This window comes from Psychrobacter piechaudii (genome assembly GCF_900162825.1).
In the GTDB taxonomy this organism is placed as follows: domain Bacteria; phylum Pseudomonadota; class Gammaproteobacteria; order Pseudomonadales; family Moraxellaceae; genus Psychrobacter; species Psychrobacter piechaudii.
Genome location: NZ_FUGE01000074.1, coordinates 1 through 23,925 on the forward strand (window position 1 = coordinate 1; position 23,925 = coordinate 23,925).

Annotated in this window: 19 protein-coding genes; 16 read left to right on the plus strand and 3 right to left on the minus strand. The window is 43.6% G+C overall.

Annotated elements, in window-relative coordinates; all coding sequences use genetic code 11:
- Window positions 1-287: 287 nt before the first annotated feature.
- Both gltS and A1019T_RS02815 read right to left on the minus strand, forming a co-directional pair.
- Window positions 288-1,562, minus strand: a complete 1,275-nt coding sequence (gltS, locus tag A1019T_RS02810) for a sodium/glutamate symporter (RefSeq protein ID WP_077450327.1) — start codon at window positions 1,560-1,562, stop codon at window positions 288-290.
- Between the two features lie 643 nt (window positions 1,563-2,205).
- A complete protein-coding gene (locus A1019T_RS02815) occupies window positions 2,206-3,504 on the minus strand; it encodes a glutamate-5-semialdehyde dehydrogenase (protein ID WP_077450328.1) in 1,299 nt (432 codons plus the stop codon).
- Window positions 3,505-3,991: 487 nt separating this feature from the next.
- On the opposite strand from A1019T_RS02815, the gene A1019T_RS02820 reads away from it, so the two are divergent.
- From A1019T_RS02820 to A1019T_RS02860, 9 genes are all read left to right on the plus strand, one after another.
- Window positions 3,992-4,381, plus strand: a complete 390-nt coding sequence (locus tag A1019T_RS02820) for a hypothetical protein (RefSeq protein WP_143514070.1) — start codon at window positions 3,992-3,994, stop codon at window positions 4,379-4,381.
- 391 nt (window positions 4,382-4,772) lie between these two features.
- Complete coding sequence (locus tag A1019T_RS02825) at window positions 4,773-5,579, plus strand: ABC transporter ATP-binding protein (protein ID WP_077450330.1); 807 nt, start codon at window positions 4,773-4,775, stop codon at window positions 5,577-5,579.
- 325 nt (window positions 5,580-5,904) lie between these two features.
- Window positions 5,905-6,702, plus strand: coding sequence for a transporter substrate-binding domain-containing protein (locus A1019T_RS02830; protein WP_095532553.1), 798 nt, complete (start codon window positions 5,905-5,907; stop codon window positions 6,700-6,702).
- Between the two features lie 69 nt (window positions 6,703-6,771).
- A complete protein-coding gene (locus tag A1019T_RS02835; RefSeq protein ID WP_077450331.1) occupies window positions 6,772-7,617 on the plus strand; it encodes an ABC transporter substrate-binding protein in 846 nt (281 codons plus the stop codon).
- 181 nt (window positions 7,618-7,798) lie between these two features.
- Window positions 7,799-8,632 carry an ABC transporter substrate-binding protein gene (locus A1019T_RS02840; protein ID WP_077450332.1) on the plus strand — a complete coding sequence of 278 codons (834 nt, stop codon included), beginning with the start codon at window positions 7,799-7,801 and terminating at the stop codon, window positions 8,630-8,632.
- A 361-nt stretch (window positions 8,633-8,993) separates the two neighbouring features.
- Window positions 8,994-9,734, plus strand: coding sequence for an ABC transporter permease (locus tag A1019T_RS02845; RefSeq protein ID WP_077450333.1), 741 nt, complete (start codon window positions 8,994-8,996; stop codon window positions 9,732-9,734).
- A gap of 9 nt (window positions 9,735-9,743) precedes the next feature.
- Window positions 9,744-10,469: an ABC transporter permease gene (locus A1019T_RS02850; RefSeq protein WP_077450334.1), complete on the plus strand. Its 726-nt coding sequence runs from the start codon at window positions 9,744-9,746 to the stop codon at window positions 10,467-10,469.
- Between the two features lie 153 nt (window positions 10,470-10,622).
- Window positions 10,623-11,300, plus strand: a complete 678-nt coding sequence (locus A1019T_RS02855; RefSeq protein ID WP_077450335.1) for a fumarylacetoacetate hydrolase family protein — start codon at window positions 10,623-10,625, stop codon at window positions 11,298-11,300.
- A 210-nt stretch (window positions 11,301-11,510) separates the two neighbouring features.
- Window positions 11,511-12,959, plus strand: coding sequence for a PGAP1-like alpha/beta domain-containing protein (locus A1019T_RS02860; RefSeq protein WP_077450336.1), 1,449 nt, complete (start codon window positions 11,511-11,513; stop codon window positions 12,957-12,959).
- Window positions 12,960-13,029: 70 nt separating this feature from the next.
- On the opposite strand, the gene hslO is transcribed toward A1019T_RS02860, so the two are convergent.
- On the minus strand, window positions 13,030-13,959 hold the full coding sequence (hslO, locus tag A1019T_RS02865) for an Hsp33 family molecular chaperone HslO (protein WP_077450337.1): 930 nt from the start codon (window positions 13,957-13,959) through the stop codon (window positions 13,030-13,032).
- 582 nt (window positions 13,960-14,541) lie between these two features.
- Here hslO and A1019T_RS02870 point away from each other — a divergent pair.
- From A1019T_RS02870 to A1019T_RS02900, 7 genes are all read left to right on the plus strand, one after another.
- Window positions 14,542-16,341 carry an AMP-binding protein gene (locus A1019T_RS02870; protein WP_244156512.1) on the plus strand — a complete coding sequence of 600 codons (1,800 nt, stop codon included), beginning with the start codon at window positions 14,542-14,544 and terminating at the stop codon, window positions 16,339-16,341.
- 128 nt (window positions 16,342-16,469) lie between these two features.
- The gene (locus A1019T_RS02875) at window positions 16,470-18,080 is read left to right on the plus strand and encodes a carboxyl transferase domain-containing protein (protein ID WP_077450338.1); all 1,611 of its coding nucleotides are present in this window, start codon (window positions 16,470-16,472) and stop codon (window positions 18,078-18,080) included.
- 60 nt (window positions 18,081-18,140) lie between these two features.
- Window positions 18,141-18,968 (plus strand): enoyl-CoA hydratase/isomerase family protein, encoded by an 828-nt coding sequence (locus A1019T_RS02880; RefSeq protein WP_077450339.1) that lies wholly within the window; start codon window positions 18,141-18,143, stop codon window positions 18,966-18,968.
- A 111-nt stretch (window positions 18,969-19,079) separates the two neighbouring features.
- Window positions 19,080-21,209 (plus strand): acetyl/propionyl/methylcrotonyl-CoA carboxylase subunit alpha, encoded by a 2,130-nt coding sequence (locus A1019T_RS02885; RefSeq protein WP_077450340.1) that lies wholly within the window; start codon window positions 19,080-19,082, stop codon window positions 21,207-21,209.
- Between the two features lie 100 nt (window positions 21,210-21,309).
- Window positions 21,310-22,221, plus strand: a complete 912-nt coding sequence (locus A1019T_RS02890; RefSeq protein WP_077450341.1) for a hydroxymethylglutaryl-CoA lyase — start codon at window positions 21,310-21,312, stop codon at window positions 22,219-22,221.
- Between the two features lie 102 nt (window positions 22,222-22,323).
- Window positions 22,324-23,511 (plus strand): isovaleryl-CoA dehydrogenase, encoded by a 1,188-nt coding sequence (locus A1019T_RS02895; RefSeq protein WP_077450342.1) that lies wholly within the window; start codon window positions 22,324-22,326, stop codon window positions 23,509-23,511.
- Between the two features lie 150 nt (window positions 23,512-23,661).
- Window positions 23,662-23,925: helix-turn-helix domain-containing protein (locus A1019T_RS02900; RefSeq protein ID WP_143514051.1), on the plus strand; the 264-nt coding region annotated here is incomplete at its 3' end.

Consider the following 23,925-nt stretch of genomic DNA (forward strand, 5'->3'; position numbering starts at 1 on the left):
TGCTCAAAGCACAGCGCATTAACATAGTTCCACACGAAGTTCACTGAACCGCTTAGACGATTCAGCTCTTTTATGTGCTTGTCTTTAATGCGTAGCTTGAGTGTTTTCATATGCTTAGTATGGCAAGATTAATTTTAGCTTACAACCCTTTAACGACTTCTTACGACAGTGTGTGTCGCCTTATATCCACCCCCTGAAGTGGGTGGTTTTACGGCGACTGGTGATAAAAAAGGGCTGGATTATTTAATAATCCAGCCCTTTTTGCGTTTATTTAAGTCCAATATAGGCTACATAAACGGCAGGTTAACAAATATCTGAAGTACCGTGGCGTTGACGATATCCACGAAGAAGGCACCCACCATAGGCACGATTAAGAATGCCTTTGGAGAGGCTAAGTAGCGGTCAGTTACGGCCTGCATATTGGCAATAGCCGTGGGTGTCGCTCCCATACCAAAGCCACAATGACCCGCTGATAACACCGCCGAATCGTAGTCTTTACCCATGATTCTAAAGGTCACGAAATAGACGTAGAGTACCATCACCAAGGTCTGTACCATTAAGATAATTAGTACCGGACCAGCAAGATCGGTTAACTGCCATAGTTTTAATGACAATAAGGCCATGGCTAAGAACAGACTTAATGAAGCGTTACCAATCACATCGATGGCACGGTCAAACATATGGAAATCAAAGACTGTGGTTAACACGTTACGGATAATTACCCCGCCAGCAAGCGCCCAAACGAATGTTGGCAAATCAAACCAAGTGTCCTTGCCAATCACAGTCATAAAGTCAGCGAAGGCCAATGCAGCTGCAAATAAGGCTAACGACTCAATGGTTGATGAGGCAGTGATTAGACGGATATTATCTGGTTTTTCGAAAATCTCTTTGTTTCTATAGGCGTCTTCTTCGTTGTGCTTGGTACTATAAAGCGACTGTTTACTAGCCAACTTTTCTGTTTCACTGGGGTTTGGGTTAACCGGCTCTGGTTCAACGCCCAGTTTATTAATCAATCGGCGTGCAACAGGACCCCCGATAACACCACCAGCAACCAAGCCATAAGTAGCCACGGCAATGCCTAATGTGGTGGCACCGACTACGCCATATTGCTCTTCTAAAGTGAGACCCCAAGCGCCGGCAGTACCATGACCACCAGTTAAAGCGATTGAACCCGTGACTAAGCCTAATAAAGGATCAAGGCCTAGCAGCGTGGCCATAGAGACGCCAACGATATCTTGCACCACAATAAATAATGACACCACAGCAGTGAATATCAGAAGCGGGGTGCCCCCAGCTTTTAAGCGTCCGAAATCTGCACTTAATCCGATAGAGGCAAAGAACATCAACATACAAGCAGTCTGTAGCTCTTGTTGGAAGATGAAGCTATAGCCCCAGATAATATTTAGGGCATAAACGATGACGGCAGCTACCAAGCCACCTGCCACCGGTTCAGGGATATTGAAGTCTTCTAAAAACTTTACTTTCTTTACCAAAAAACGCCCCAGGAGCAGGACGAGTGTGGCTAAAATCAGGGTGTAATAGCCATTTAAAGTAACTTCCATGAGTACTCCTTTAATAAGTGTAAAGTCAACTTAATTTGGAATGAAAAGTTGGGTTACTACATCCCAAATTAAGGCGTACTTAACTGAACTCTAGTTTTTCGTAAGGTTATGGTTAAGCCGTTTATAATTAGTCAAACTTCGGCTATATTTCAGGCCGATTGGTGATGCTTATGAATTATGTTTGGCTTAATTTTGAAAATAGAATGCCTGTAGTGCATAGCAACTGAGCATTATTACAGTAGGCATCATAATGTTAGTAATAACTATAAAACTGAATTTTTTGAGAGTGCCAAACGGGTAGCATTCTGAAAAATTATGCAACTGGCTTGGCTAATAGCTTATATAGCTCAGTTTTCGTTATAGGGTGGGACAAGAGTAAAAAAGGCGCTGATTTGAGGTGGCCTTATCTATGTCCAAATTGAAGGGCTTATCTTACTAAATTTAGCATTCCAAAGCACCCTATATCTACCCAAATAGCCAAACTTTAAAGTGAGCTAATTTAACCTTGGTCTTAGCGAAGAAGTAGCTGGTTTTAAATACTGAATTAACAATTAAGAATATATGAATAAAAAAACGCCAACCCTAAAGTTGACGTTTTTATTTATTACAAGAGCCCTCGAGGGCTAGACGTTAACGAAAGCCTTTAACCTCGCACTTCGCCATGACCATAAACAATCCATTTTTGTGAGGTCAGACCATTTAGACCGACTGGACCTCGGGCATGAATTTTATCCGTTGAAATACCAATTTCGGCACCCAGACCATATTCAAATCCATCTGCAAAGCGGCTAGAGGCGTTAATCATAACGCTTGATGAGTCCACTTCACGAATAAAGCGCTGTGACTTGCTGTAATTGTCAGTAATAATCACATCAGTGTGATGGCTACCGTGGGTATTGATGTGAGAGATGGCCTCATCAATTCCCTCAACAATTTTGATGGCTAAGATGGGCGCCAAATACTCGGTGTCCCAATCTTCCTCATTGGCATCATTAAGATGACCTTGCAGCTTGGCATTGTTTTGCAAGATGGCTTTTGATTCAGCATCTAAGCGTAGTTGCATAGCATCATCCGCTTCGATAATGGCTTCAGCAATCTTAGGCAATAAGGTGTCAGCAATGGCCTCATCTACCAATAAGGTTTCCATCGTATTACAAGTACCATAACGATGGGTTTTGGCATTGACGCTGACTTTAACAGCAATTTCAGGGTCTGCATCACGATCGATAAAGGTGTGACAGTTGCCATCTAAATGCTTAATTACCGGCACGCGAGCATCATTACTGATACGCTCAATCAAGCCTTTACCACCCCGAGGCACAATCACATCGACAAATTCAGTCATGGTGATTAGCTCACCAACAGCAGCACGGTCGGTAGTTTGTAGCACTTGTACCCCATGCTCGGGGAGTCCGGCTTGTTTTAGGCCGGCCAAAATACACTTAGCAATGGCTTGGTTTGATTCAAAAGCTTCGGAGCCACCACGCAATATAATGGCATTTCCTGATTTCAACGCTAATGAAGCGGCTTCTAAGGTGACGTTTGGACGAGATTCATAGATCATCCCCACCACACCCAAGGGCACCCGCATTTTACCCAGTTGAATCCCCGAGGGGCGATAAGTCATGTCGGTCACTTCGCCAATTGGGTCGGGCAAAGCAGCCACATCTTTTAAGCCTTTTAGCATACCTTCAAAACGGTCATCTGTTAGCTCTAAGCGGTCTAGTAGGGCAGCCTCTAAATTGTTTTCATGACCCTTATCCATATCAACTTTATTGGCGGCCAAAATATCAGATTTTGCTTTTTTTAATTGCTCATAAATAGTTAAAAGCGCGTTGTTCTTATCCCCAGTATTGGCAGCAGCTAGCAATCTTGAAGCTTGTCTTGCTTGTTGTCCCACTTGTTGCATATAGCTTTTGACGTCCGTTATGTCTTGTGACATTTATTACTCTCCTAGGATGTGGATTTTAAAAATAAGATTCATTTGCCTATAACATAAAGCAGATATAGACAATAGTAAAGCCAGATATCAGCTTTATAACAATAGGAGAGGGCGTAATATTTTAAGCACTAGCTTATATTTTTAGCCAACAATTTTGAGATTAAGAAGTTTAAAACTAAGTAACTTAATTTGAATTGAAAATATTCATTAGCCTTTGGAAGGCCTATAGCCAATATTTGCAATTACCATAAATGCTAATAAAACAACTATTTATCTAAAATTTAGCTAACTAAACACATAATTAATTACCAGTATTTACTACTTAGATTACTTATTCTACATAAATGCTTATAAACCACTACGAAAATTGGCTGAAATAAAAAAATAGAGGAGTAGGATAGGCAATAACAAGCTTTCAACCGAGCTTCGCTTTTATAAGCAAGATTTATTGAAAACTTACTCTGAAAAATTAACTACAGGTAATGATATGAAAAATCTAAAAAAATCAATTTTAGCGCCAGTTTTCGCAGTGGGTCTATTAAGTATGGGGGTTACTGCTTGTGACAATGCAGCCAATGCTCCTGAAGCTGAAGAACCGGTAGAATCAAGTTCAATTGAGACCCAAGATAATACTGATGCTATGGCAACCGATAGCAATATGGGTACCGTAGAGGAAGGGCATGAGATGAATAATATGGAAGATCATGGTATGGGAGAAAACGCCATGCAGGATGAGAGCATGACAAAACCTGAAGGCGATTCGACCCAACCTGATCCTAATGCTTCTGGAGCTGAAGGTGAAGTTGACACTGATATGCTAGATCAAGACCAAATCATCGATGGTACGGAAACAGAAGAGCATATTTCTACTAATTAATTGATTGTAGGTTAATGGGCTATAGGCTTCTAAATAAGCCGAGTCTTTTAATTAACAAGTTTTTAATTAAATATCAGCCCTCTTTATTGCATTTTTAAAATGAAATGCGGTAGAGAGGGTTTTTATTTTAACAATAATTAATCGCCTTCTAAGCAATTAATTGACTAGCTTATTTAGTAAAAGCTAAAAGATTAGTAGATTGGTAAAAGTTATCCTGACTAGTAACTTAAAAATACGCTAAGTCATAAGGTTAATAGGTAAAAAATTTGCTTATCAACTGGGTTTTAAGAGACAATACGCTATTAAAAATTATCGCTTAGGGTAGTCTACCTATTTTTTGTTATACCCTTTATTTTATTGCTTACAACTATTTCGGACACTAGCCACTGTTATGCCACATTCTACTTCAGATCGACCTATTGCCCTTGATTTGCAAAATATTCATAAAAGCTACGGCTCGCTTGAGGTATTAAAAGGGGTCTCACTCACAGCCTACGACGGCGATGTGATTTCTATCTTGGGATCATCCGGCTCAGGGAAGTCCACTTTATTGCGCTGTATTAATCTTCTAGAGAAGCCCAATCAGGGCACCATTACCCTAGGCGGTGAGTCTTTGGACTTGGTCCCTGGTAAATCAGGTGAGTTAGAAGCCGCCAATCGGGGTCAGCTAGAAAGATTCCGTGCTCGTGTCGGCTTTGTTTTCCAGAACTTTAACTTATGGCCACATAAGACTATTTTACAAAACATCATTGAAGGACCGACTCAGGTCTTAAAAATAGGTAAGGATCAAGCCATAAGAGAAGCTGAGCAGCTGTTAAAAAAAGTGGGCCTGCTCGATAAAAAAGATGCTTATCCTGATAATTTATCAGGGGGTCAGCGTCAACGTGTGGCTATTGCTCGTGCTTTGGCCATGAATCCACAAGTATTATTGTTTGATGAGCCGACTTCAGCCCTAGACCCAGAGCTTGTAAATGAAGTGCTAGCGGTTATGCGTGACTTAGCTGCAGAAGGCCGCACCATGCTTATCGTTACCCATGAAATGCGCTTTGCTCGCGATGTATCATCGCAAGTAGTGTTTCTCCATCAGGGTCGTATTGAAGAAGCGGGTACCCCAGAGCAAATCTTTGATAACCCAACCTCACCTCGAGTGCGTGAGTTTATGGCTTCGCACCATGCCGATGCCAATAAGCTTAGTTAGTTATCAATCACTTGCTTGATTGTTTATTAACAAGTTGATTAATAAATGGTGGGTTAATAAGAGTGAGTGTCTATGGGTACTCACTCTTTTTTGTGAGACTGCGTAACAATGTGACAATAAAATGATTTGTTTTTACTCAAACCCTCATGTATTATTTTTGTGTATGTAGATTACACAAACCTTATCGTATATCCCTCATTATCACTATATCTAGTTCAAGGCTTTAATTGGACTTAAAAGGCCACTAATTCGTTTGGCAATATCCATAAAATTTTAGCCCACTTAGTTTTGTATAGGCCACTTTTTGGCTTTGGAGAAAGAAGAAATGTCATTATTTGATATGCAGTTATCGCGCAAGGTTTTCCCAGTACTAGTCATGGCTGGTATGGTAGGGTTAGCAGGTTGTTCACAGTCTGATACCAAGGCAGAGACAGAGGGTGCTACTTCTGTAGAAGGCAAAACGGTTCGTATCGCTACTGAAGGGGCCTACCCTCCATTTAACTACACCAATAATGACGGTAGCTTAGGTGGCTTCGATGTTGACGTTATCAATGCTGTTTGTGATGAAATTAAAGCCAAGTGTGAGATTACCTCTCAAGACTGGGACGGTATTATCCCAGGGCTATTGGCCAATAAATACGATGCCATCATCGCCGGTATGTCTATCACGCCAGAGCGTGCAGCAACTGTCGACTTCAGTGCGCCTTACTTCTCAAACACTATGGTTTGGTTGGCCAAAAAAGATGGTACCTTCAGTCCTGATGACATTACCAATAAAGACTTAGGTAGCCAACGTTCCACCACTTTGGGCGAGTATCTGTTGGCCAATTTTGATAATAAAGAGGGCAACAAAGTTAACTTATATGACACTTATGAGAATGCTTATCTGGATCTAAAATCAGGTCGTGTAGATGCTGTTTTGGCTGAAAAAGTATCGGCAGCAGACTGGTTGCCTGAGAACCCTGAGTATGCAGTAATTGGTGAAGAGATTGATAATGATGACAATTTAGGGATTGCGTTCCGTAAAAATGATCCTTTAAAAGCTGAGTTCGATAAGGGCATTGAAGCGATTCGTGCTAACGGCAAGCTGGCGGAAATTGAAGCTGCAAACTTTGGTAAATAAGCCCAAGCTATCGTAGCCTTATCAACGAAATTTTTGTTATCAACTATTAGACAAAACTAGGATCACATCATGACAACTGCAATAAAATCAAAAAGTAAATGGGCTGTATTATCTGTGGCTTTATCTGGCTTAATGCTGGCTGCTTGTAACAACAGTAGTGAAGCTCCTGCCGCCAGCGACTCGACAGCTGCTAGCAATGCAGACAGCACAGAGCAAACCATTAGAATCGCCACTGAATCAAGCTACAAGCCCTTAAGCTATACCGATGCTGATGGTAAGTTAATTGGCTTTGAGATTGATTTAATCAACGCGCTTTGTGATGAAATGAAGGCTAAGTGTGATGTCACCTCTCAAGAGTGGGATGGCTTAATTCCAGGTCTACAAGCTAAGAAGTTTGATGCCATTATTGCGGGTATGTCAATCACGCCTGAGCGTCTACAAAAAGTAGACTTCACTGAGCCGTACTTAAGTAACGGCCTTATCTTAGTGGCGAAAAAGGGTGATGAGGTTAGTGTGGCCGATGACTTTAGTGATGTGTCTGTGGGAGCTCAGCGCGCTACCATTGCGGCTCAGTATATCGAAGAGACCCATCCAAAAGCCAAACTTAACTTATATGACACCCAAGAAAATGCTTATCTAGATTTAACTTCAGGTCGTATTCGTGCTCTGTTCTCAGATAAAGTGACAGCCGCTTACTGGTTAACCAGCGAAGAAGGCCAAGCCTTTGAGCAAAAAGGCGAAGAGTTTAATACGGACGACACCATGGGTATTGCGGTGCGTAAAGGTGATGAATTGGCGGCTAAATTCAATACGGCACTACAAGCCCTAAAAGATAGTGGCAAGTATGATGAAATCTCAGCGCCTTACTTTGGTACCAGCAATACTGCTGCTGCTCAAGCTGCGGCTGCTCAGTAGACTGTTATTAAGTAGGGTTTTGTCTAAATAGTAAGATAACAAATGAACACCACGGCTTAAGGGCAGGTGTTCAGGTTACTGGCTGAGGTCGTAAGTCTTTAAGGGGCTACTTGGTTTTGATAAGGCAGCTAAGGCGATAAGATTTCAGGCCAGATTTTTTTGAATTTATAAGGACATAAGCATGCTTAAAAGCCGAGTAGCACCTAGCAACATATCCCATAGTCTTATCAAAAAAGGGGCTATCACTCTTATTGCCGCGTTGTCTGTTTCTGCCTTAGTAACGGGCTGTAATAATGCCGATAGCACCAGTGAGACTGCCGCTGAAGGGGCTGATGCACAGCAAAAAGTACTACGCGTCGCCACTGAGGGGGCCTATGCTCCTTTTAACTATACTGATGCTGAAGGCAACTTAGCGGGCTTTGATGTGGATATCACCAATGCGCTTTGTGAACAGATGCAGCGAAAATGTGAGATCACCGCTCAAGACTGGGAAGGCATTATTCCAGGTCTTAAAGCCAAGAAATATGATGCCATTATCGCTGCGATGTCAGTGACTCCTGAGCGTGCCGAGCAAGTAGATTTTACTGAGCCTTATTTCACCAACTCTTTGGTATTTATTGCCACTAAAGACAGTGGTTTTGATCCTAGCAGTGCCGAGACTATTAATAGTAGTGAGATTGCTGCTCAGCGTTCGACCATTTCCTCGCAGTGGTTAGAAAGCAACTATCCAAAAACCAGCATTAAAATGTACGACACATTGAATAATGCCTTTTTGGATTTAGAGTCCAATCGTGTCGATGCCATGATTTCTGATAAATTACCGGCTTTAGAGTGGTTATCTAAGAACGGCTCAACGTTTGAAATCAAAGGCTCAGAAATTGAGATTGATGATAACTTTGCTATTGCAGTACGTAAGCAAGATGCGTTGAAGCAAGAGATCAATACGGCGTTGGCAGCGATAAAAGCCAATGGCACTTATGACCGTATTAAAGACAAGCATTTCCCAATGCCTTAGTAGAGATAGCACGATATCAACAATTAGCCTCACCACACAGTGAGGCTTTTTTATGGAAAGAAAGCTTTGCAATGGCTTTAAGGTTAGGTAGTAGCGATTTTTAATGGCACAGGCTGTCGACAAAGTCATGCTTACAGGTCAATAGCCATACTTAGAGGTCATCATCTACTTAACTAATGGGCATATAATATGTTAGAATTCGCCGTTTGCATATAATCATAAAATACGATTTAATCTCAGTGTTGTTCAATACACTTGATGACGGCCCCAGCTTTAAGGGCTGTTAGTAAGTATTCAGTTTTACTACCCCGTATCATATATAGTCGTTTATTCTACTCTCATTATTTAGGTTGCTTCTCACGTGTTTGATTTGCAAGGTTTTGGACATCTCTTACTTAGTGGCTCGTTGATTACCATCAAACTTGCCTTATCAAGTCTTGCAATAGGTTTGGTCTTGGGGCTATTAGGGGCTACTGCCAAACTTTCTAAGATTTGGATATTTCGCAAACTGGCGACAGTTTATACTGCGACTATGCGTGGTATACCCGAGCTGCTATTGGTATTGTTCTTGTATTACGGCGGCTCCATGCTCATTATGGCGGTGCTGCAGAAGTTCGGTTACAACGAATATATCGAAGTCAGTCCGTTTTTGGCAGGGGTACTGGCCCTGTCTATTGCCTTTGGTGCCTATGCGACCGAAGTATTTAGGATGGCCATTCAAGAGATACCCAAAGGTCAATGGGAAGCGGCTGAAGCGCTGGGTATGAAGCCCATGCAGGTTTACTTCCGTATTATTGTGCCGCAAGTTTGGCGCTTGGCCTTACCGGGCTTGGGAAACTTATTCTTGGTGCTATTAAAAGACACGGCATTGGTTTCAGTGGTGGGGTTAAAAGACATCATGTATCATGCTGCACGCGGGGCTCAAGCAACCCAGCAAGCCTTTACTTTCTATATGGCTGCTGCTTTTATTTACTTGGGACTTACCATCGTGGTGACTGCCTTTATGATGTGGCTTGAGTGGCGGGCAAATCCTGCTCAGCGCTATGCAAAAAAACTTGCGAAACAGCACGTTTCGCAATCAATTAATGCAGCTAAAGGGTAGGGGGCAGACATGGACTGGAATTGGCAAGTAATTTTTACCTACCTACCTGACTTATTAAGCGGTGTCGCACTAACCGTTAAGCTAGTGGTTATCTCTGGGATCCTCGGTTTTATTTTTGGTTTGGGCCTAGCTTTACTACGCTTATCTTCCAATAAGCTAGTGCAAGTATTACCGTTTTTATATATCTTCTTTTTCCGGGGAACCCCGTTACTGGTACAGATATTCCTCATCTATTACGGTCTATCACAGTTTGAATTCATCAAAGAGTCTTTCTTGTGGGAGCCTGTACTAAAACAGCCGTTTTGGTGTGCGATTATCGCTTTCACTCTAAACACCAGTGCTTATATAGCAGAAATTATTCGGGGGGCTATCCAGTCTATCCCACCAGGTGAGCTGGAAGCAGCCGATGCCATTGGTATGTCACGCTGGCAAAAGTTAACCCGTATTACTCTGCCTCGTGCCTTTGGCATCATGATCCCTGCTTATAGTAATGAAGTTATCTTTATGCTAAAGGGCAGTTCGCTGGCCATGACCATCGCCTTGATGGACATTACCGGTATTGCCAAGACCATCAGTGCTCGTACCTATACTATCTTTGAGTTGTACTTTGCGGCTGGGATTATTTACCTAGTATTGTCTTGGGTAATCTTGCTAACCTTCCGTTTGATAGAAAAGCGGATGAACCGTCATGTCAGCTATGTGCCTCCTGATGTAGCCACCAATACCATTCCTTAATGAGTACTGCCCCTTAGTCAAACCCTTGTTAACAACAAAAACAGCCAGCTATTCATATATGCTGGCTGTTTTTTTATCTAAACTTAGATGATAATGTGGTCATTAATAATGTTGATTGATAAAGCCCCTGTAAATTAAATTGTGAGAGTTAATATGACAACCTCTATCGAAAGTCACGGTGACATTAATCACTTAGGAAAAGTGGTGTGCGTTGGGCGTAACTATGCTGCCCATGCGGCCGAATTAGGCAATGAAGTTCCAACACGACCTATATTATTTATTAAGCCGGCGTCTAGTGTGATGGGTATGGACTCGTTGATTCCCAGTCAAATCAGAGATGTGCCAAGAGACACTGCGTATGAGGTGCATTATGAAGCTGAGCTCTGCGTACGTATCGGGGCACCTCTAAAAGCGGCCTCGGTCGACTCTATCAAAGCGACGCCAAAAGCAATCGATGCGGTCACCTTAGGACTAGATTTAACCTTGCGTGAGTTACAAAGTGAGCTCAAAGCCAAAGGTCATCCTTGGGAGCGTGCCAAATGCTTCGATGGGTCGTGTGTGCTGGCGCAGTGGGTCGACCCTGAAACTTTTTCTGACTTTAGTAGCGTAAATTATGAGCTGTATATTAATGAGAAATTGACGCAAGAGGGCAATACTGAGCTGATGCTGTTTCCGATATATGAGCTGTTAAGTGAAATCAGTTATGCGTTTAGTTTGCAGCCTGGTGATGTGATCATGACCGGTACCCCAAGCGGTGTGGGAATATTAAAGGCAGGCGATAAATTGAGCTTAAAGTTGGGTGAACATCAGTGGCAGGCTGAAGTGGAGTAATAACTTGGGTCGTTCTTTCTGATTGGGTCCATAAAAAACCGCTATTGAAGGTTAATTGTGGTTTTTTTATGAGTAAAGAAAAGGGAGGTTTAGGGCTGAGCCTGTAATAATAGGTCTACAAAAACCTCAAGCGTGTAACACTTGAGGTTTTTACTTTATTTATAAGACAGGCTAATATGAGAGCTCTATCATAACTTACTTTATTAAAATATGACTAAGCCAAACTCTGTTGAAAGTTACAACTTATATGAAGCGTGTGAGCTGGTTACTTCTTCTCGTCCGGTATTCTTAAATGAGCTCCATGAAAAAATGGACACCCTTGATATTCTTGATGAAGAAGAAATTATCAGAATGGCGGCTACCGACTTAGGTAATCCTCGCAAGAGCACTCCGCTTACGATAGGGGATGTGTTTGAGGGCTTGACTCAACTTGCGACCTCTGGCGTACTGGAAGTCACTGAAATTATAGAGTCATTGCACTCGGAGCTGCTGCTTAGACCTTTGGGCCGTTTTAATGAGGATTATTTGACGCGCTGGCAAAAGGGGCTTAATCGTAAGTTTTATAATGGAATGCGTCATTTAGTACAGCAAGTGGGTACGGGTGTCACTGAGACCAATACTAAATTGGTGCGTAAAGCATTGAGACGGCATCATGATCGAAGACTATCAGGGGCTATAAAGCAGGGCGTTAATATTATTAATGGCATGATAGGTGATCATTTAATTGCCCAGCAAAATCCACTTGCTGTGCCCATGACTATTTATGATAGATATGGTCAGCCTCTAGGCAATAAGTTGTCGGGTAGAATAGTCTTACTGTGTCATGGCCTGTGTTTAAGTTACCTAAGCTGGCATCCTTGTGAGGAAGATAGCTTGGGCGAAAACATTGCTTTGGCTCAGCCACAGACGACCGTTCTCTACTTAGATTACAATACTGGTAAGCGAATTTCACAAAACGGTCGCCGTTTATCGCACATCATGAAGCAGTTGCTCGAAGATAATCCAGACATCACCCAAATTGACTTAGTTGGGTATAGCATGGGCGGGCTAGTAGCTCGTAGTGCTTTGTTCTATGCTGAACAAGAGGGACTTGATTGGCTGGATCGAGTCGGCAATTTGATAACCTTAGGGAGTCCGCATCAAGGGGCATTGCTTGAGCGTACCGGTCATTATTTATTAGACATTGTGGGTAAGGTGCCTTTTGCGACTTCTTTATCGAAGATGGGTAATATCCGCAGTGCTGGAATTATTGATTTGCGTCATGGCAGTATTCGTGATGAGGACTGGAAATATCTAAAACAGCGGGATGTATTACCAGAAGAGTTTCGCCATCCCACCAAGCTGCCTCGCCATGTCAGGACTTATTTTATTGCCGGGTCTATAGTGGAAGGGGTCTATGACTCTAAAGCCACTAACCTAGTAGGAGATGGCTTAGTAAATATTGAGTCTGCATTAGGAGAAGCTGGAGAGTTGCATACGCTCTATGTGCCAGAAGGGCGTAAAGCCATTTTCTATGGAGTGAGTCACCTAAATCTGCTGTATGACCGCCGGATTCACTATCAAGTTATAGAATGGCTAAAGGATAATGGCAGTATTGACTCAGCGCTAAAGTCACGTAAGGAATCATTTCCTGAAGATGATATTGAAGTGGTGGTCTAAAAATACGACCATAAAAAAACCTCCTAAGCTTCGGCTGTAGGAGGTTTTTTTATGTCAATTAAAGGCTTGATTAACCGAAAATCTCTTCAATATCGGCTTTATTGAATTTATAGATAGAGCCGCAGAATCCACAGTCCATCTCAAAGCTGCCATTTTGTTCCTCAACGATTTCTAAGGCTTCTGCCTCACCCAGTTGAGCAATCGCCGCTTCACACTTATCACGAGAACAGGTACAGCCAAATTCCAAAGCAACAGGCTCTGGGGCCACCACACTTTCCTCGTTATATAAACGATAGATAATCTCATTGGCATCCAGAGTGGTCAGCTCTTCAAATTTAACCGTACGGGTAAGTAAGGTTAAGCGGGTCCATAAGTAGTCATCAATACCTGCTGTCTCATCTTGTTCTACTTGGTACTGCTCTTGTGCAGTACGAGGTAACATCTGCACTAGGATACCGCCGGCTTGCAGACCGTCACAAGCTAGATTAATCAAGGTTGGGATCTGTGCTGATTGTAGTTGATAGTGTGCCAAACATTCGGCCAAATTATTATGACTTCTTTCAACAATACCTTGATAAGCTTCGCCTTTGGCGGGCTGAATATTAATGAACATCACCCCTTTGCCCACTTCACCTAGTTCAGCAAAAGCTTCATCGGCACTGGTTTTATCCGCCCAAGCTTTTTGCTGCTCTTCGGTCTCCGCTTTCCAGCTGGCTAAAGCACGAATGATACCTGACTGGTTACATTCTGCCATGGCCCAATTGAGTAAACTGCTTTCATCGGAAGACTGTAGCTGAATAGATAAAGTCCCATCAATTTTAAGCGTACCAATCAGTAAACTGGCTGCTGTCAACATTTCGCCCAGTAAGCGCTTGATTGATTCTGGGTACTCTTTTTGCGCAGTTATGGTGGCATAGCTTTGTTGTAAGCGGACCACATCACCACGGACAGGCGAGTCTGCGATAAAAAAGCGTTGACGTAAATCAGTAAGTTCGGTCATTTAGTGTCTCAATCAGTTATATAGTGCGGTTGTAAATAAAATAATCTTGAATGGGTTAGAGAAATTATATGGGGGATGATGCTCAGTTTATCAATATAAAAATGCATAGGAAAGCTAAGTTTTTTAGGAGTCACTTAACCAAATAAAGCTAGAATTGACCTGATGAGTTAGTAAATAAGTGACACTTGACAGGCGGCTTAGGTTGACAGTGGCTAGGATTAGCCTTTATATTAGGGCAGTAAACAGCTGTGTCCTGATAGTCAGTGGTTGTAAGACTAAGCTATTGTTTTAAAAATAAATAACCCATTTAATAAATTTTTATTGCCTACTGTCTATCATAGAAGAATTAGGCTTATGGGATATCAGAGCACAGTTGCGGTGACCTAGAAAATGTCATCGATTTCATAATTATCCAAAAGGACTTTGGGCAGGTTAGTACCTCATCACTGTTAATGCTAAATAAGCAAAGTAGAGTACTAGACCTTTGTTATATAGTTAATAGCTTTATATAGTTAATAGCTATGTGATTTTAACCTCAACGTTAATGGTAATAACGTTATAGCAACAACGAAAGGATTCGTTATGATTGGTTCTGTCAACGCTTCAAGCAACAACTCCAACGCAGTTTCTGTTTCCAAAAAAACTCCCTCTATAGATTTAAATGCCTTAAAAGGCGTCAGTATGGGCGCCAAATCTGCCAATGCCCCTTTAAAAATGAGTCAAGATCGGGGACCAGAAACCCTGCTTATTGAGGCCACTATCGGTGATTTTTTTGACGCGATGGTTGAGTGCTATCCTGATAGAGAAGCCTTAGTGGTTTGCCATCAAAATATTCGCTGGACTTACCGTCAATTGCAGCAGCAAGTCAATCAATTGGCCAGTGCTATGATTGAGATGGGTCTGGAGATTGGTGACCGTGTGGGTATTTGGTCGCACAACAACGCTGAGTGGCTATTAATGCAATTGGCGACGGCTAAAGTTGGCGTTATCTTAGTAAATATCAACCCAGCTTACCGCAGCTTTGAATTGCAATATGCCCTAAATAAATTGGGGTGCACAGCCTTGGTGCTGATGCGTCACTTCAAGAGCAGTGATTATGCCAATATCATCCGTGAGCTGTGTCCTGAGATTTATCATAAGCCCTACTATCAATTAGATTTGGTAGAGATACCCACGGTAGAGCGCATCATCTGGATTGATGAGCCAGAGACCGATGAAGAATTCGGCTTTATGCAGAAGTTCTCAGAGTGGATGAAAGAGGGCGATGCCAACGATCCTCGAGTCGCTGAGCGTCAAGCACAACTAAAAAACACTGACCCCATCAATGTCCAATTCACCAGTGGCACCACAGGTACCCCAAAAGGGGCAACGCTTACCCATCGTAATATTTTAAATAACGGCTATTTTATTGGTGAGGCGATGGACTTAAGCGAAGAGGATCGCTTATGTATCCCTGTGCCATTGTATCACTGCTTCGGCATGGTCTTAGGCAACTTGGCTATTTTGACCCATGGCGGCTGTATCATTTATCCCAATGACGGCTTTGAGCCGCTGAGTGTATTGCAAGCAGTCCAAGACGAGAAGTGCACCGCATTACATGGGGTGCCGACCATGTTCATTGCTGAGCTTGAGCATCCAGACTTTGATAAGTACGACTTATCGACCTTACGTACTGGCATTATGGCCGGCTCAAGCTGCCCTATTGAGGTGATGCGCCGTGTCATTGATGAGATGCACATGAAAGAGGTGACCATTGCCTATGGTATGACCGAAACCAGTCCTGTGTCTTGTCAAACCAATAAAAATACCCCTCTAGAAAAACAAGTATCTACAGTTGGCCTAGTTCAACCCAACTTGGAAGTAAAAATTGTCGATACTGAAACCGGAGAGGTGGTGCCGATTGGAGAAACCGGTGAGCTATTGACCAAAGGCTATTCAGTGATGAAGGGCTATTGGGGGAGCCGCTTTAAAACCCGCGAGTCGATTCAAGATGGCTGGATGCATACTGGCGACTTAGCGACTATGGATGAAGACGGCTATATTAAAGTGGTGGGCCGTAGTAAAGATATGGTCATCCGCGGTGGTGAAAATATTTATCCGGTAGAGATTGAAAACTATTTATACCGTCATCCGAAAATTAGCGATGTGCAAATCGTTGGGGTGCCAGATAAGAAATATGGTGAGGTGTTGGCAGCTTGGATTATTAAAAAGAAAGATGTGGAGCTAACGGAGGAGGAAGTGAAGCAGTTCTGTAAAGAAAATATTGCCCACTATAAAATTCCGCAGTATTTCCGCTTCGTCGAGGAATATCCAATGACCATCACCGGAAAAATCCAGAAGTATAAGATTACTGAGATGATGATTGAAGAGTTGGGCCTATAAATCCTGAAAATCGGATAATCATTAATTTATAGTAGCCATTAATTATAAATAACCGCCACTGTCGAACCACGCTTAAGAAAAAAAGTTAACACAAACAGTGGCGAGTAAAATCAAAGATAAGGGATGTCATGAGTGCCATTATTACCAGTAAGCTGAGTCCGAATTCAAAAGAATTTGCCGACAATACAGCCGCCATGCAGGCAATAGTCGATGATTTACACGCTCATCTAAAGAAGATTGCACAAGGAGGTCCAGAGCATTCTCGAGCCAAGCATTTAGCACGAGGAAAGCTATTGCCTCGAGAGCGTGTGGAGCGCTTATTGGATCCAGGTACCGCTTTCTTAGAAGTGGCACCAATGGCAGCGTTCGATATGTATGATGCGGATATTCCTGCTGCTGGGGTGATTGCTGGTATCGGTCGTATCAATGGCATTGAGTGTATGATTGTTTGTAATGATGCAACCGTAAAAGGCGGTACTTATTATCCCATGACGGTCAAAAAACACTTGCGAGCCCAAGAGATTGCCCAAGAGAACAACTTGCCTTGTGTGTATTTGGTTGACTCAGGCGGTGCTAACCTGCCCAACCAAGATGAAGTCTTCCCTGATAAAGAGCACTTTGGTCGTATTTTCTTTAACCAAGCCAATATGAGTGCTGCTGGTATTCCGCAGATTGCCGTAGTTATGGGCAGCTGTACCGCAGGGGGTGCGTATGTACCTGCCATGAGTGATGAATCTATTATTGTCAAAGAGCAAGGCACTATTTTCTTGGGGGGCCCACCACTGGTGAAAGCGGCTACTGGTGAGGTAGTGAGTGCAGAGGACTTAGGCGGCGGTGATGTCCATACTCGTTTATCGGGTGTGGTTGATTATCTGGCCCAGAACGATCTGCATGCCTTATCGCTGGCACGGGATATTGTCGGTAACTTAAACCGTCCTCAGAAGCAGATCCCGAATCAAATTGAACCCAGAGCGCCGAAATACGATGCCAAAGAGCTGTATGGGGTGATTCCAACAGACACTCGCAAACCGTTTGATATCCGTGAAATTATTGCGCGTATTGTGGATGCCAGTGAGTTTGATGAATTTAAAGCCCGTTTTGCAACCACTTTAGTGTGCGGCTTCGCTTATATTGAAGGTATGAAAGTAGGCATTATCGCCAACAACGGTATCTTGTTTAGTGAGTCGGCGCAAAAAGGCACCCATTTTATTGAGCTGTGCTGTAAGCGTAATATTCCTTTGGTGTTCTTGCAAAATATCACCGGCTTTATGGTCGGTCGCAAATATGAGAACGAAGGTATTGCCCGTCATGGGGCGAAGATGGTGATGGCCGTTGCCAATGCTAAGGTGCCTAAGTTTACGGTGATTGTTGGCGGCTCATTCGGTGCCGGTAACTACGGCATGTGTGGCCGAGCCTATAGCCCAAGATTCTTATGGATGTGGCCAAATGCGCGTATTTCAGTAATGGGTGGTGAGCAAGCTGCGTCGGTATTGGCCACAGTCAAACGGGACAATATTGAGCGTAAGGGCGAGACCTGGAGTGTGGAGGAAGAAGAAGCCTTCAAAGCCCCTTATAAAGAGATGTATGAAAAACAAGGTCACCCTTACTATGCCAGTGCACGTCTTTGGGATGACGGGGTGATCGATCCAGCAGATACTCGTAAAGTGCTAGCGCTTGGTTTAAGTGCGGCCTATAACGCCCCTATTGAAGAAACTAAGTTTGGCGTATTTAGAATGTAAGCTTTGGCTTAGAGGATAGACGCAGCCAACCCTTTTCATGGATAACAAAAAGAGAGACTTATGACCGCCAGTCAAGCCCTACCAGATGCTTTACAGACTTTAGCTGAGTTGACTACGTTAAAGGTCAGTGTAGATGACTATGTTGCTAGCGTAACTCTGGCTCGTCCTGATAAACGCAATGCTTTTAACGATGAGGTTATTGCTGAGCTAAACCAAGCCTTTACTCAGCTTGGTAGTAGTGAGCAGGTGCGAGTTATTGTTTTAGCGGCAGAAGGCAAAGCGTTTTGTGCTGGCGCTGATCTGAATTGGATGCGGGCCATGGCTGACTATAGCCGTGAGGAAAACTTGGCGGACGCCGATAAGTTGGCCCAAATGCTAAGTACCCTTTATTGTTGTCCTAAGCCCACCATCGCCGCCATTCAAGGAGACGTTTATGCCGGTGGTATCGGGCTGATATCTGCTTGTGATATTGCCATAGCAGTGGATTCAACTAACTTTTGTCTTAGCGAAGTGCGCTTAGGTCTGGCTCCGGCTACTATTAGCCCTTACGTTATCAGAGCCATGGGGGCTCGAGCGGCCCACCGTTATTTCTTAACAGCGGAAGTGTTTGATGCCCTAGAGGCACAGCGGATAGGGCTTGTTCATGAATGTGTGGCCGCGGCGGAGCTTGAAGACAAAGTAGCTTCGGTGGCCAAGAAGCTGCGTAACAATAGCCCAAATGCAGTCAAAGAGTGTAAGCAGCTGGTGCAATATGTAGCCGAAGCAACCATTGATGAGGCGCTTATCGCTCAGACAGTGGAAGGGATTGCAGATATTCGTGCGTCTGATGAAGGTAAAGAGGGGGTCCAATCCTTCCTACAAAAGCGTAAGCCCAATTGGTTAAGTTAGTATTCAGTTTTATAGAACTCTACCCCTTTATTGAGTGTCAGATTTAGCGTAATAAAGGAATAAATACATATAGGGCCAATTATAAAAGAGCCAACTTCTAAAGGAACAGCTATGTTTTCTAAAATTTTAATCGCCAACCGTGGAGAGATCGCTTGTCGAGTGGCAGCCACTGCAAAGCGTATGGGCGTGCGTACGGTAGCGGTCTACTCAGATGCTGACCGTTACGCCAAGCACGTGAGTGCTTGTGATGAAGCCGTTTATTTAGGCGGCTCAGCCCCAAAAGACAGTTATCTTAAAGGCGACTTGCTGATTAAAATTGCGCAAGAGACAGGGGCACAAGCGATTCATCCAGGTTATGGGTTTTTAAGTGAAAATGCTTCTTTTGCCAAAGCTTGTGAAGACGCCGGTATTGTGTTTATTGGCCCCTCCGCCTCAGCCATTACCGCGATGGGTCTTAAGTCAGAATCTAAGCAATTAATGGAAACGGCTGGCGTACCGCTTATCCCTGGGTATCATGGGGATAATCAAGACCCAGAGTTTTTGCACAAAGAAGCCGATAGAATTGGCTATCCTTTACTGATCAAAGCCAGCTCAGGCGGTGGTGGTAAAGGGATGCGTTTGGTAGAGCGTAGTGAAGACTTTATTACTTTGTTAGATTCCTGCCGCCGTGAAGCCATTACTAGCTTTGGCAATGATGCGGTGCTTATCGAAAAGTATGCCTTAAATCCACGCCATATTGAAATCCAAGTATTTGGTGACAGCCATGGCAATTATGTGCATTTATTTGAGCGAGACTGTTCCGTGCAGCGTCGTCACCAAAAAGTATTGGAAGAAGCGCCAGCACCTGGGGTGGATGAGGCGATGCGCCAAGCCATGGGAACCGCGGCTATTAATGCAGCGCGTGCGGTTAACTATGTGGGTGCCGGCACCGTTGAGTTCATCGTAGAGCAGCGCCCCTCAAGTGATGGCAAAGTAGAGATGGGCTTTTATTTCATGGAGATGAACACCCGCCTGCAGGTGGAGCATCCAGTAACAGAAGCCATTACCGGTATGGATTTGGTAGAGTGGCAATTGCTGGTGGCAGCGGGCGGTGAAATCCCAGTGAAACAGCAGGACCTGACTATTAACGGTCATGCCATTGAAGCCCGTATTTGTGCTGAAAACCCTGACAATGAATTCTTACCTGCGACCGGCACCTTGTTTACTTACCGCAAGCCGGAGCATACTAAATTTGACGTGGGGGCTGTCCGTGTTGACGATGGGGTAGAAGAAGGCGATGTCATTAGCCCATTCTATGATTCTATGATTGCTAAGCTGATTGTTCATGCGCCGACACGTGAGCAAGCACTAGCGAAGCTAGACCAGGCATTGGCGCAAACTAGAATTGTTGGTTTGCCCAATAATGTGGCTTTTTTACGTCATGTTTTAGCAACTGAGTCATTTAGCCAAGCTAAGTTAGACACGGCACTTATTGAACGTGAAAAACAGGTGCTGTTTAATCAGCAGCCGTTATCGCTACCCCTAATGGTGGCGTCAGCTGTGGTAAATAAGCTCAACTCAGAGCAACAAGATAAACTTGCTAAGAGTCAGACTCAAAGCAACGATCCTTTTAGTAAACTTGGCGGCTGGCGAGGCTTTAGCGACTATCAGCGTCAGTTTGAGCTGTTATTAAGTCAAGGTGAGGAAGAGCAAAATTATCTGGCCACCATTAGTAATATTAAAGCGGGTGGTGCCCAAAGTTCAGACAGCAAAGGTGGTCAAGTTTTTGACTTAACCTTGAAAATGGTTACTAAAGACGAGCAATCGCAAGCCCAAACTTCTGATTCAGTGCTGTATAACGGCAGTATTGAATACAGCACAGGGGATGCTGACAGCTATGTATTGTGGCTAGATGGCCAACGTAAAAAGTTACAAAGCTGGGTAGAAAATGAGAAGGTACATATTTTTAGTGATGAAGGCAGTGGCAGCATTACCCTGATTGATCCGATGGCACATGTCGAAGGAGATACTCAAGCAGCGGGTAGCTTAAAGTCGCCGATGCCAGGTCAAGTGGTTGCTTTCAAGGTCGCAGCAGGAGATGTAGTGAAACGGGGTCAACCGTTGGCAGTGATTGAGGCAATGAAAATTGAACACACTATTAATGCGCCTGCTGATGGCGTAGTAGCAGAGCTGTTATTCGTGCCAGGTGACTTGGTAGCAGATGGCGATGAGCTGTTAAGACTAGAGACTGAGCCTGCATAGTTTTTAAATGCTGCTTAGTCATTTTGAGTCCAAGGCGCTTTAAACCTAAGTCACTTTAAATTCAAGTCATTATAAACCCAATTAAAGACGAGTTACGCCAATGAATTATCCAGCTAAGGTTCAGATTATTGAGGTTAGCCCAAGAGATGGGCTACAGAACGAAAAGCAAACGGTACCGACCAAGATTAAGTTTGAACTTATCGAAGGCTTAATTAATGCGGGGGTTAATAAGCTTGAAGCCACCAGTTTTGTGTCGCCAAAGTGGGTGCCACAGATGGGAGACAACAGCGAGCTGATGCAGCTGATTAATCAGTCCCGCAGGCCTGAAGTTTGCTATTCTGTATTAACCCCAAATTTGCGTGGTTTTGAAAACGCCTTGGTCTTAAAACCTGATGAAGTGGTTATTTTTGGGTCTGCCAGCGAAACCTTTAGCCAAAAGAACATCAACTGTAGTATCGATGAAAGTATTGAACGCTTTGCCCCTGTTGCTGAGGCTGCTAAAGCGGCCGGCATTAAAGTAAGGGGAGTGATTTCTTGTACTGTGGGTTGTCCTTATGAGGGGGAGATTGCCCCTAGTCAAGTGGCTTATGTGACCAAGCGATTGGTGGAAATTGGTGCTGAGCATATTGGCATTGCTGATACTATTGGGGTTGGCACACCGATTAAAGTACAAAACGCCTTAAAAGCGGCAATGCAGTACATTGATGTGAAAGATATCTCTGGTCATTTTCATGATACCTATGGTCAGGCACTGGCCAACATTTTAACCTCTTTAAGTTTAGGGGTGGCTCAGTATGATACTTCTGTTGCAGGCTTAGGCGGCTGTCCTTATGCCAAAGGCGCTACCGGTAACGTCGCCACAGAAGATGTGGTTTACATGTTACACGGTATGGGTATTGAAACGGGGATAGATTTGAATAAGCTGATATATGTTGGTCAGCAAATCAGTGATTTTTTGGGCCGAGCCAACGGTTCGAGAACGGCGAAAGCCTTATTGGCTAAGCAGCAGTAGTCCTTAGCCAAAAGAGTTACCTATTGGCCGCTATTTATTTGTGGCTAAAGAGGCAGTTTATATCATAGCAATTAATCAATAATTAACATAAAAGGGATATTTATGAGCTTACCAGGGTTAGACTTTCAATTAGGGGAAGACATTCAGGCGCTTCGTGATACGGTTCGAGCTTTTGCCGAAAAAGAGATTATTCCAAGAGCAGCGGAGATTGACAGTAGCGATGAGTTCCCAATGGACTTATGGCAGAAAATGGGTGACTTAGGCTTGCATGGCATTACCGTGCCTGAAGAGTATGGTGGGGTAGACATGGGTTATGTGGCCCATATGATTGCGATGGAAGAGATTAGTCGTGCTTCAGCTTCAGTGGCGTTGAGCTATGGCGCACATTCAAATTTATGCATTAACCAAATTAAGCGTAATGGCAGTGAAGCGCAAAAACAGAAGTTCTTACCCAAGCTTATCAGTGGTGAGTTTGTGGGTGCTTTGGCCATGAGTGAGCCAGGCGCAGGGTCTGATGTGACCAGTATGAAGCTTCGGGCTGAAGCAAAAAACGGTGGCTACGTCTTAAATGGTAGCAAAATGTGGATTACCAATGGTCCAGATGCTGATGTGATGGTGGTCTATGCCAAAACCAATCCAGAGCTAGGCGCGAAAGGCATCACAGCCTTCTTGGTAGAGAAGGGTATGGAAGGATTTGGTACCGCACAAAAGCTTGATAAGCTGGGTATGCGGGGGAGTCACACTGGTGAGATGACCTTTAATAATGTTTTTGTACCTGAAGAAAATATCATGGGCGGCTTAAATAATGGGGTCAAAGTATTGATGAGTGGCCTAGATTATGAGCGTGCAGTGTTAGCGGCAGGCCCAGTCGGCATCATGCAGGCAGTGATGGACAACGTTATTCCTTATATTCATGACCGTAAGCAATTTGGTCAGTCTATCGGTGAGTTCCAATTGATCCAAGGTAAAGTGGCCGATATGTATACCATTTTACAAGCAGGTCGAAGCTTCTTATACACTGTGGGTAAAAACTTGGATCTGTTAGATCAGCGCGGTGCGGGTCATAGCCGTGAAGTCCGTAAAGACTGTGCCAGTGTTATCCTATGGTGTGCTGAAAAAGCGACTTGGATGGCTGGAGAAGGTATTCAAATCTTCGGCGGTAATGGCTATACCAACGAATACCCATTAGGCCGATTCTGGCGAGATGCTAAGCTGTACGAAATTGGCGCGGGTACCAGTGAGATTCGCCGTATGTTAATTGGTCGTGAATTATTTAACGAAACCAAATAAGACTGTAGTTGGTCTATCTTACTGATGTTCCCAAAAGATAAAATTACGTCCCATCGTCATGATTGGGGCGTTTTTTTATTGAATTAAGGGTAATACCAATTCCACAAAATAATATACAATATAACCAACTCAACAACATAATAGAATCACATGCCGAAAAAAACCCCTAGAAATCATAAACTCACAGACCACGATTTTCTGCAATTGTCTAAAACAGAAGGCAATGCCAGAGCGCGAATAAGACTACTCATGCTGCATCAACTGAGTCAAGGTCATCCTATAGCGACCGTAGCAGAGAACTTTGGCTATAACCCTAGAAGCGTCTATACCATAAGAAGGAAATACTGGTTGCATGGTATCACTAGTGTCTATGACGCAGCTGGCAGAGGCAGAAAGAGTCTTTTAGCAGAAAAA

What these genes read in the sequence shown, in the direction of transcription:
- gltS (WP_077450327.1), bottom strand. Translation starts at nt 1,562, where the DNA reads ATGGAAGTTACTTTAAATGGCTATTACACCCTGATTTTAGCCACACTC.
- A1019T_RS02815 (WP_077450328.1), bottom strand. Translation starts at nt 3,504, where the DNA reads ATGTCACAAGACATAACGGACGTCAAAAGCTATATGCAACAAGTGGGA.
- A1019T_RS02820 (WP_143514070.1), top strand. Translation starts at nt 3,992, where the DNA reads ATGAAAAATCTAAAAAAATCAATTTTAGCGCCAGTTTTCGCAGTGGGT.
- A1019T_RS02825 (WP_077450330.1), top strand. Translation starts at nt 4,773, where the DNA reads ATGCCACATTCTACTTCAGATCGACCTATTGCCCTTGATTTGCAAAAT.
- A1019T_RS02830 (WP_095532553.1), top strand. Translation starts at nt 5,905, where the DNA reads ATGTCATTATTTGATATGCAGTTATCGCGCAAGGTTTTCCCAGTACTA.
- A1019T_RS02835 (WP_077450331.1), top strand. Translation starts at nt 6,772, where the DNA reads ATGACAACTGCAATAAAATCAAAAAGTAAATGGGCTGTATTATCTGTG.
- A1019T_RS02840 (WP_077450332.1), top strand. Translation starts at nt 7,799, where the DNA reads ATGCTTAAAAGCCGAGTAGCACCTAGCAACATATCCCATAGTCTTATC.
- A1019T_RS02850 (WP_077450334.1), top strand. Translation starts at nt 9,744, where the DNA reads ATGGACTGGAATTGGCAAGTAATTTTTACCTACCTACCTGACTTATTA.
- A1019T_RS02855 (WP_077450335.1), top strand. Translation starts at nt 10,623, where the DNA reads ATGACAACCTCTATCGAAAGTCACGGTGACATTAATCACTTAGGAAAA.
- A1019T_RS02860 (WP_077450336.1), top strand. Translation starts at nt 11,511, where the DNA reads ATGACTAAGCCAAACTCTGTTGAAAGTTACAACTTATATGAAGCGTGT.
- hslO (WP_077450337.1), bottom strand. Translation starts at nt 13,959, where the DNA reads ATGACCGAACTTACTGATTTACGTCAACGCTTTTTTATCGCAGACTCG.
- A1019T_RS02870 (WP_244156512.1), top strand. Translation starts at nt 14,542, where the DNA reads ATGATTGGTTCTGTCAACGCTTCAAGCAACAACTCCAACGCAGTTTCT.
- A1019T_RS02875 (WP_077450338.1), top strand. Translation starts at nt 16,470, where the DNA reads ATGAGTGCCATTATTACCAGTAAGCTGAGTCCGAATTCAAAAGAATTT.
- A1019T_RS02880 (WP_077450339.1), top strand. Translation starts at nt 18,141, where the DNA reads ATGACCGCCAGTCAAGCCCTACCAGATGCTTTACAGACTTTAGCTGAG.
- A1019T_RS02885 (WP_077450340.1), top strand. Translation starts at nt 19,080, where the DNA reads ATGTTTTCTAAAATTTTAATCGCCAACCGTGGAGAGATCGCTTGTCGA.
- A1019T_RS02890 (WP_077450341.1), top strand. Translation starts at nt 21,310, where the DNA reads ATGAATTATCCAGCTAAGGTTCAGATTATTGAGGTTAGCCCAAGAGAT.
- A1019T_RS02895 (WP_077450342.1), top strand. Translation starts at nt 22,324, where the DNA reads ATGAGCTTACCAGGGTTAGACTTTCAATTAGGGGAAGACATTCAGGCG.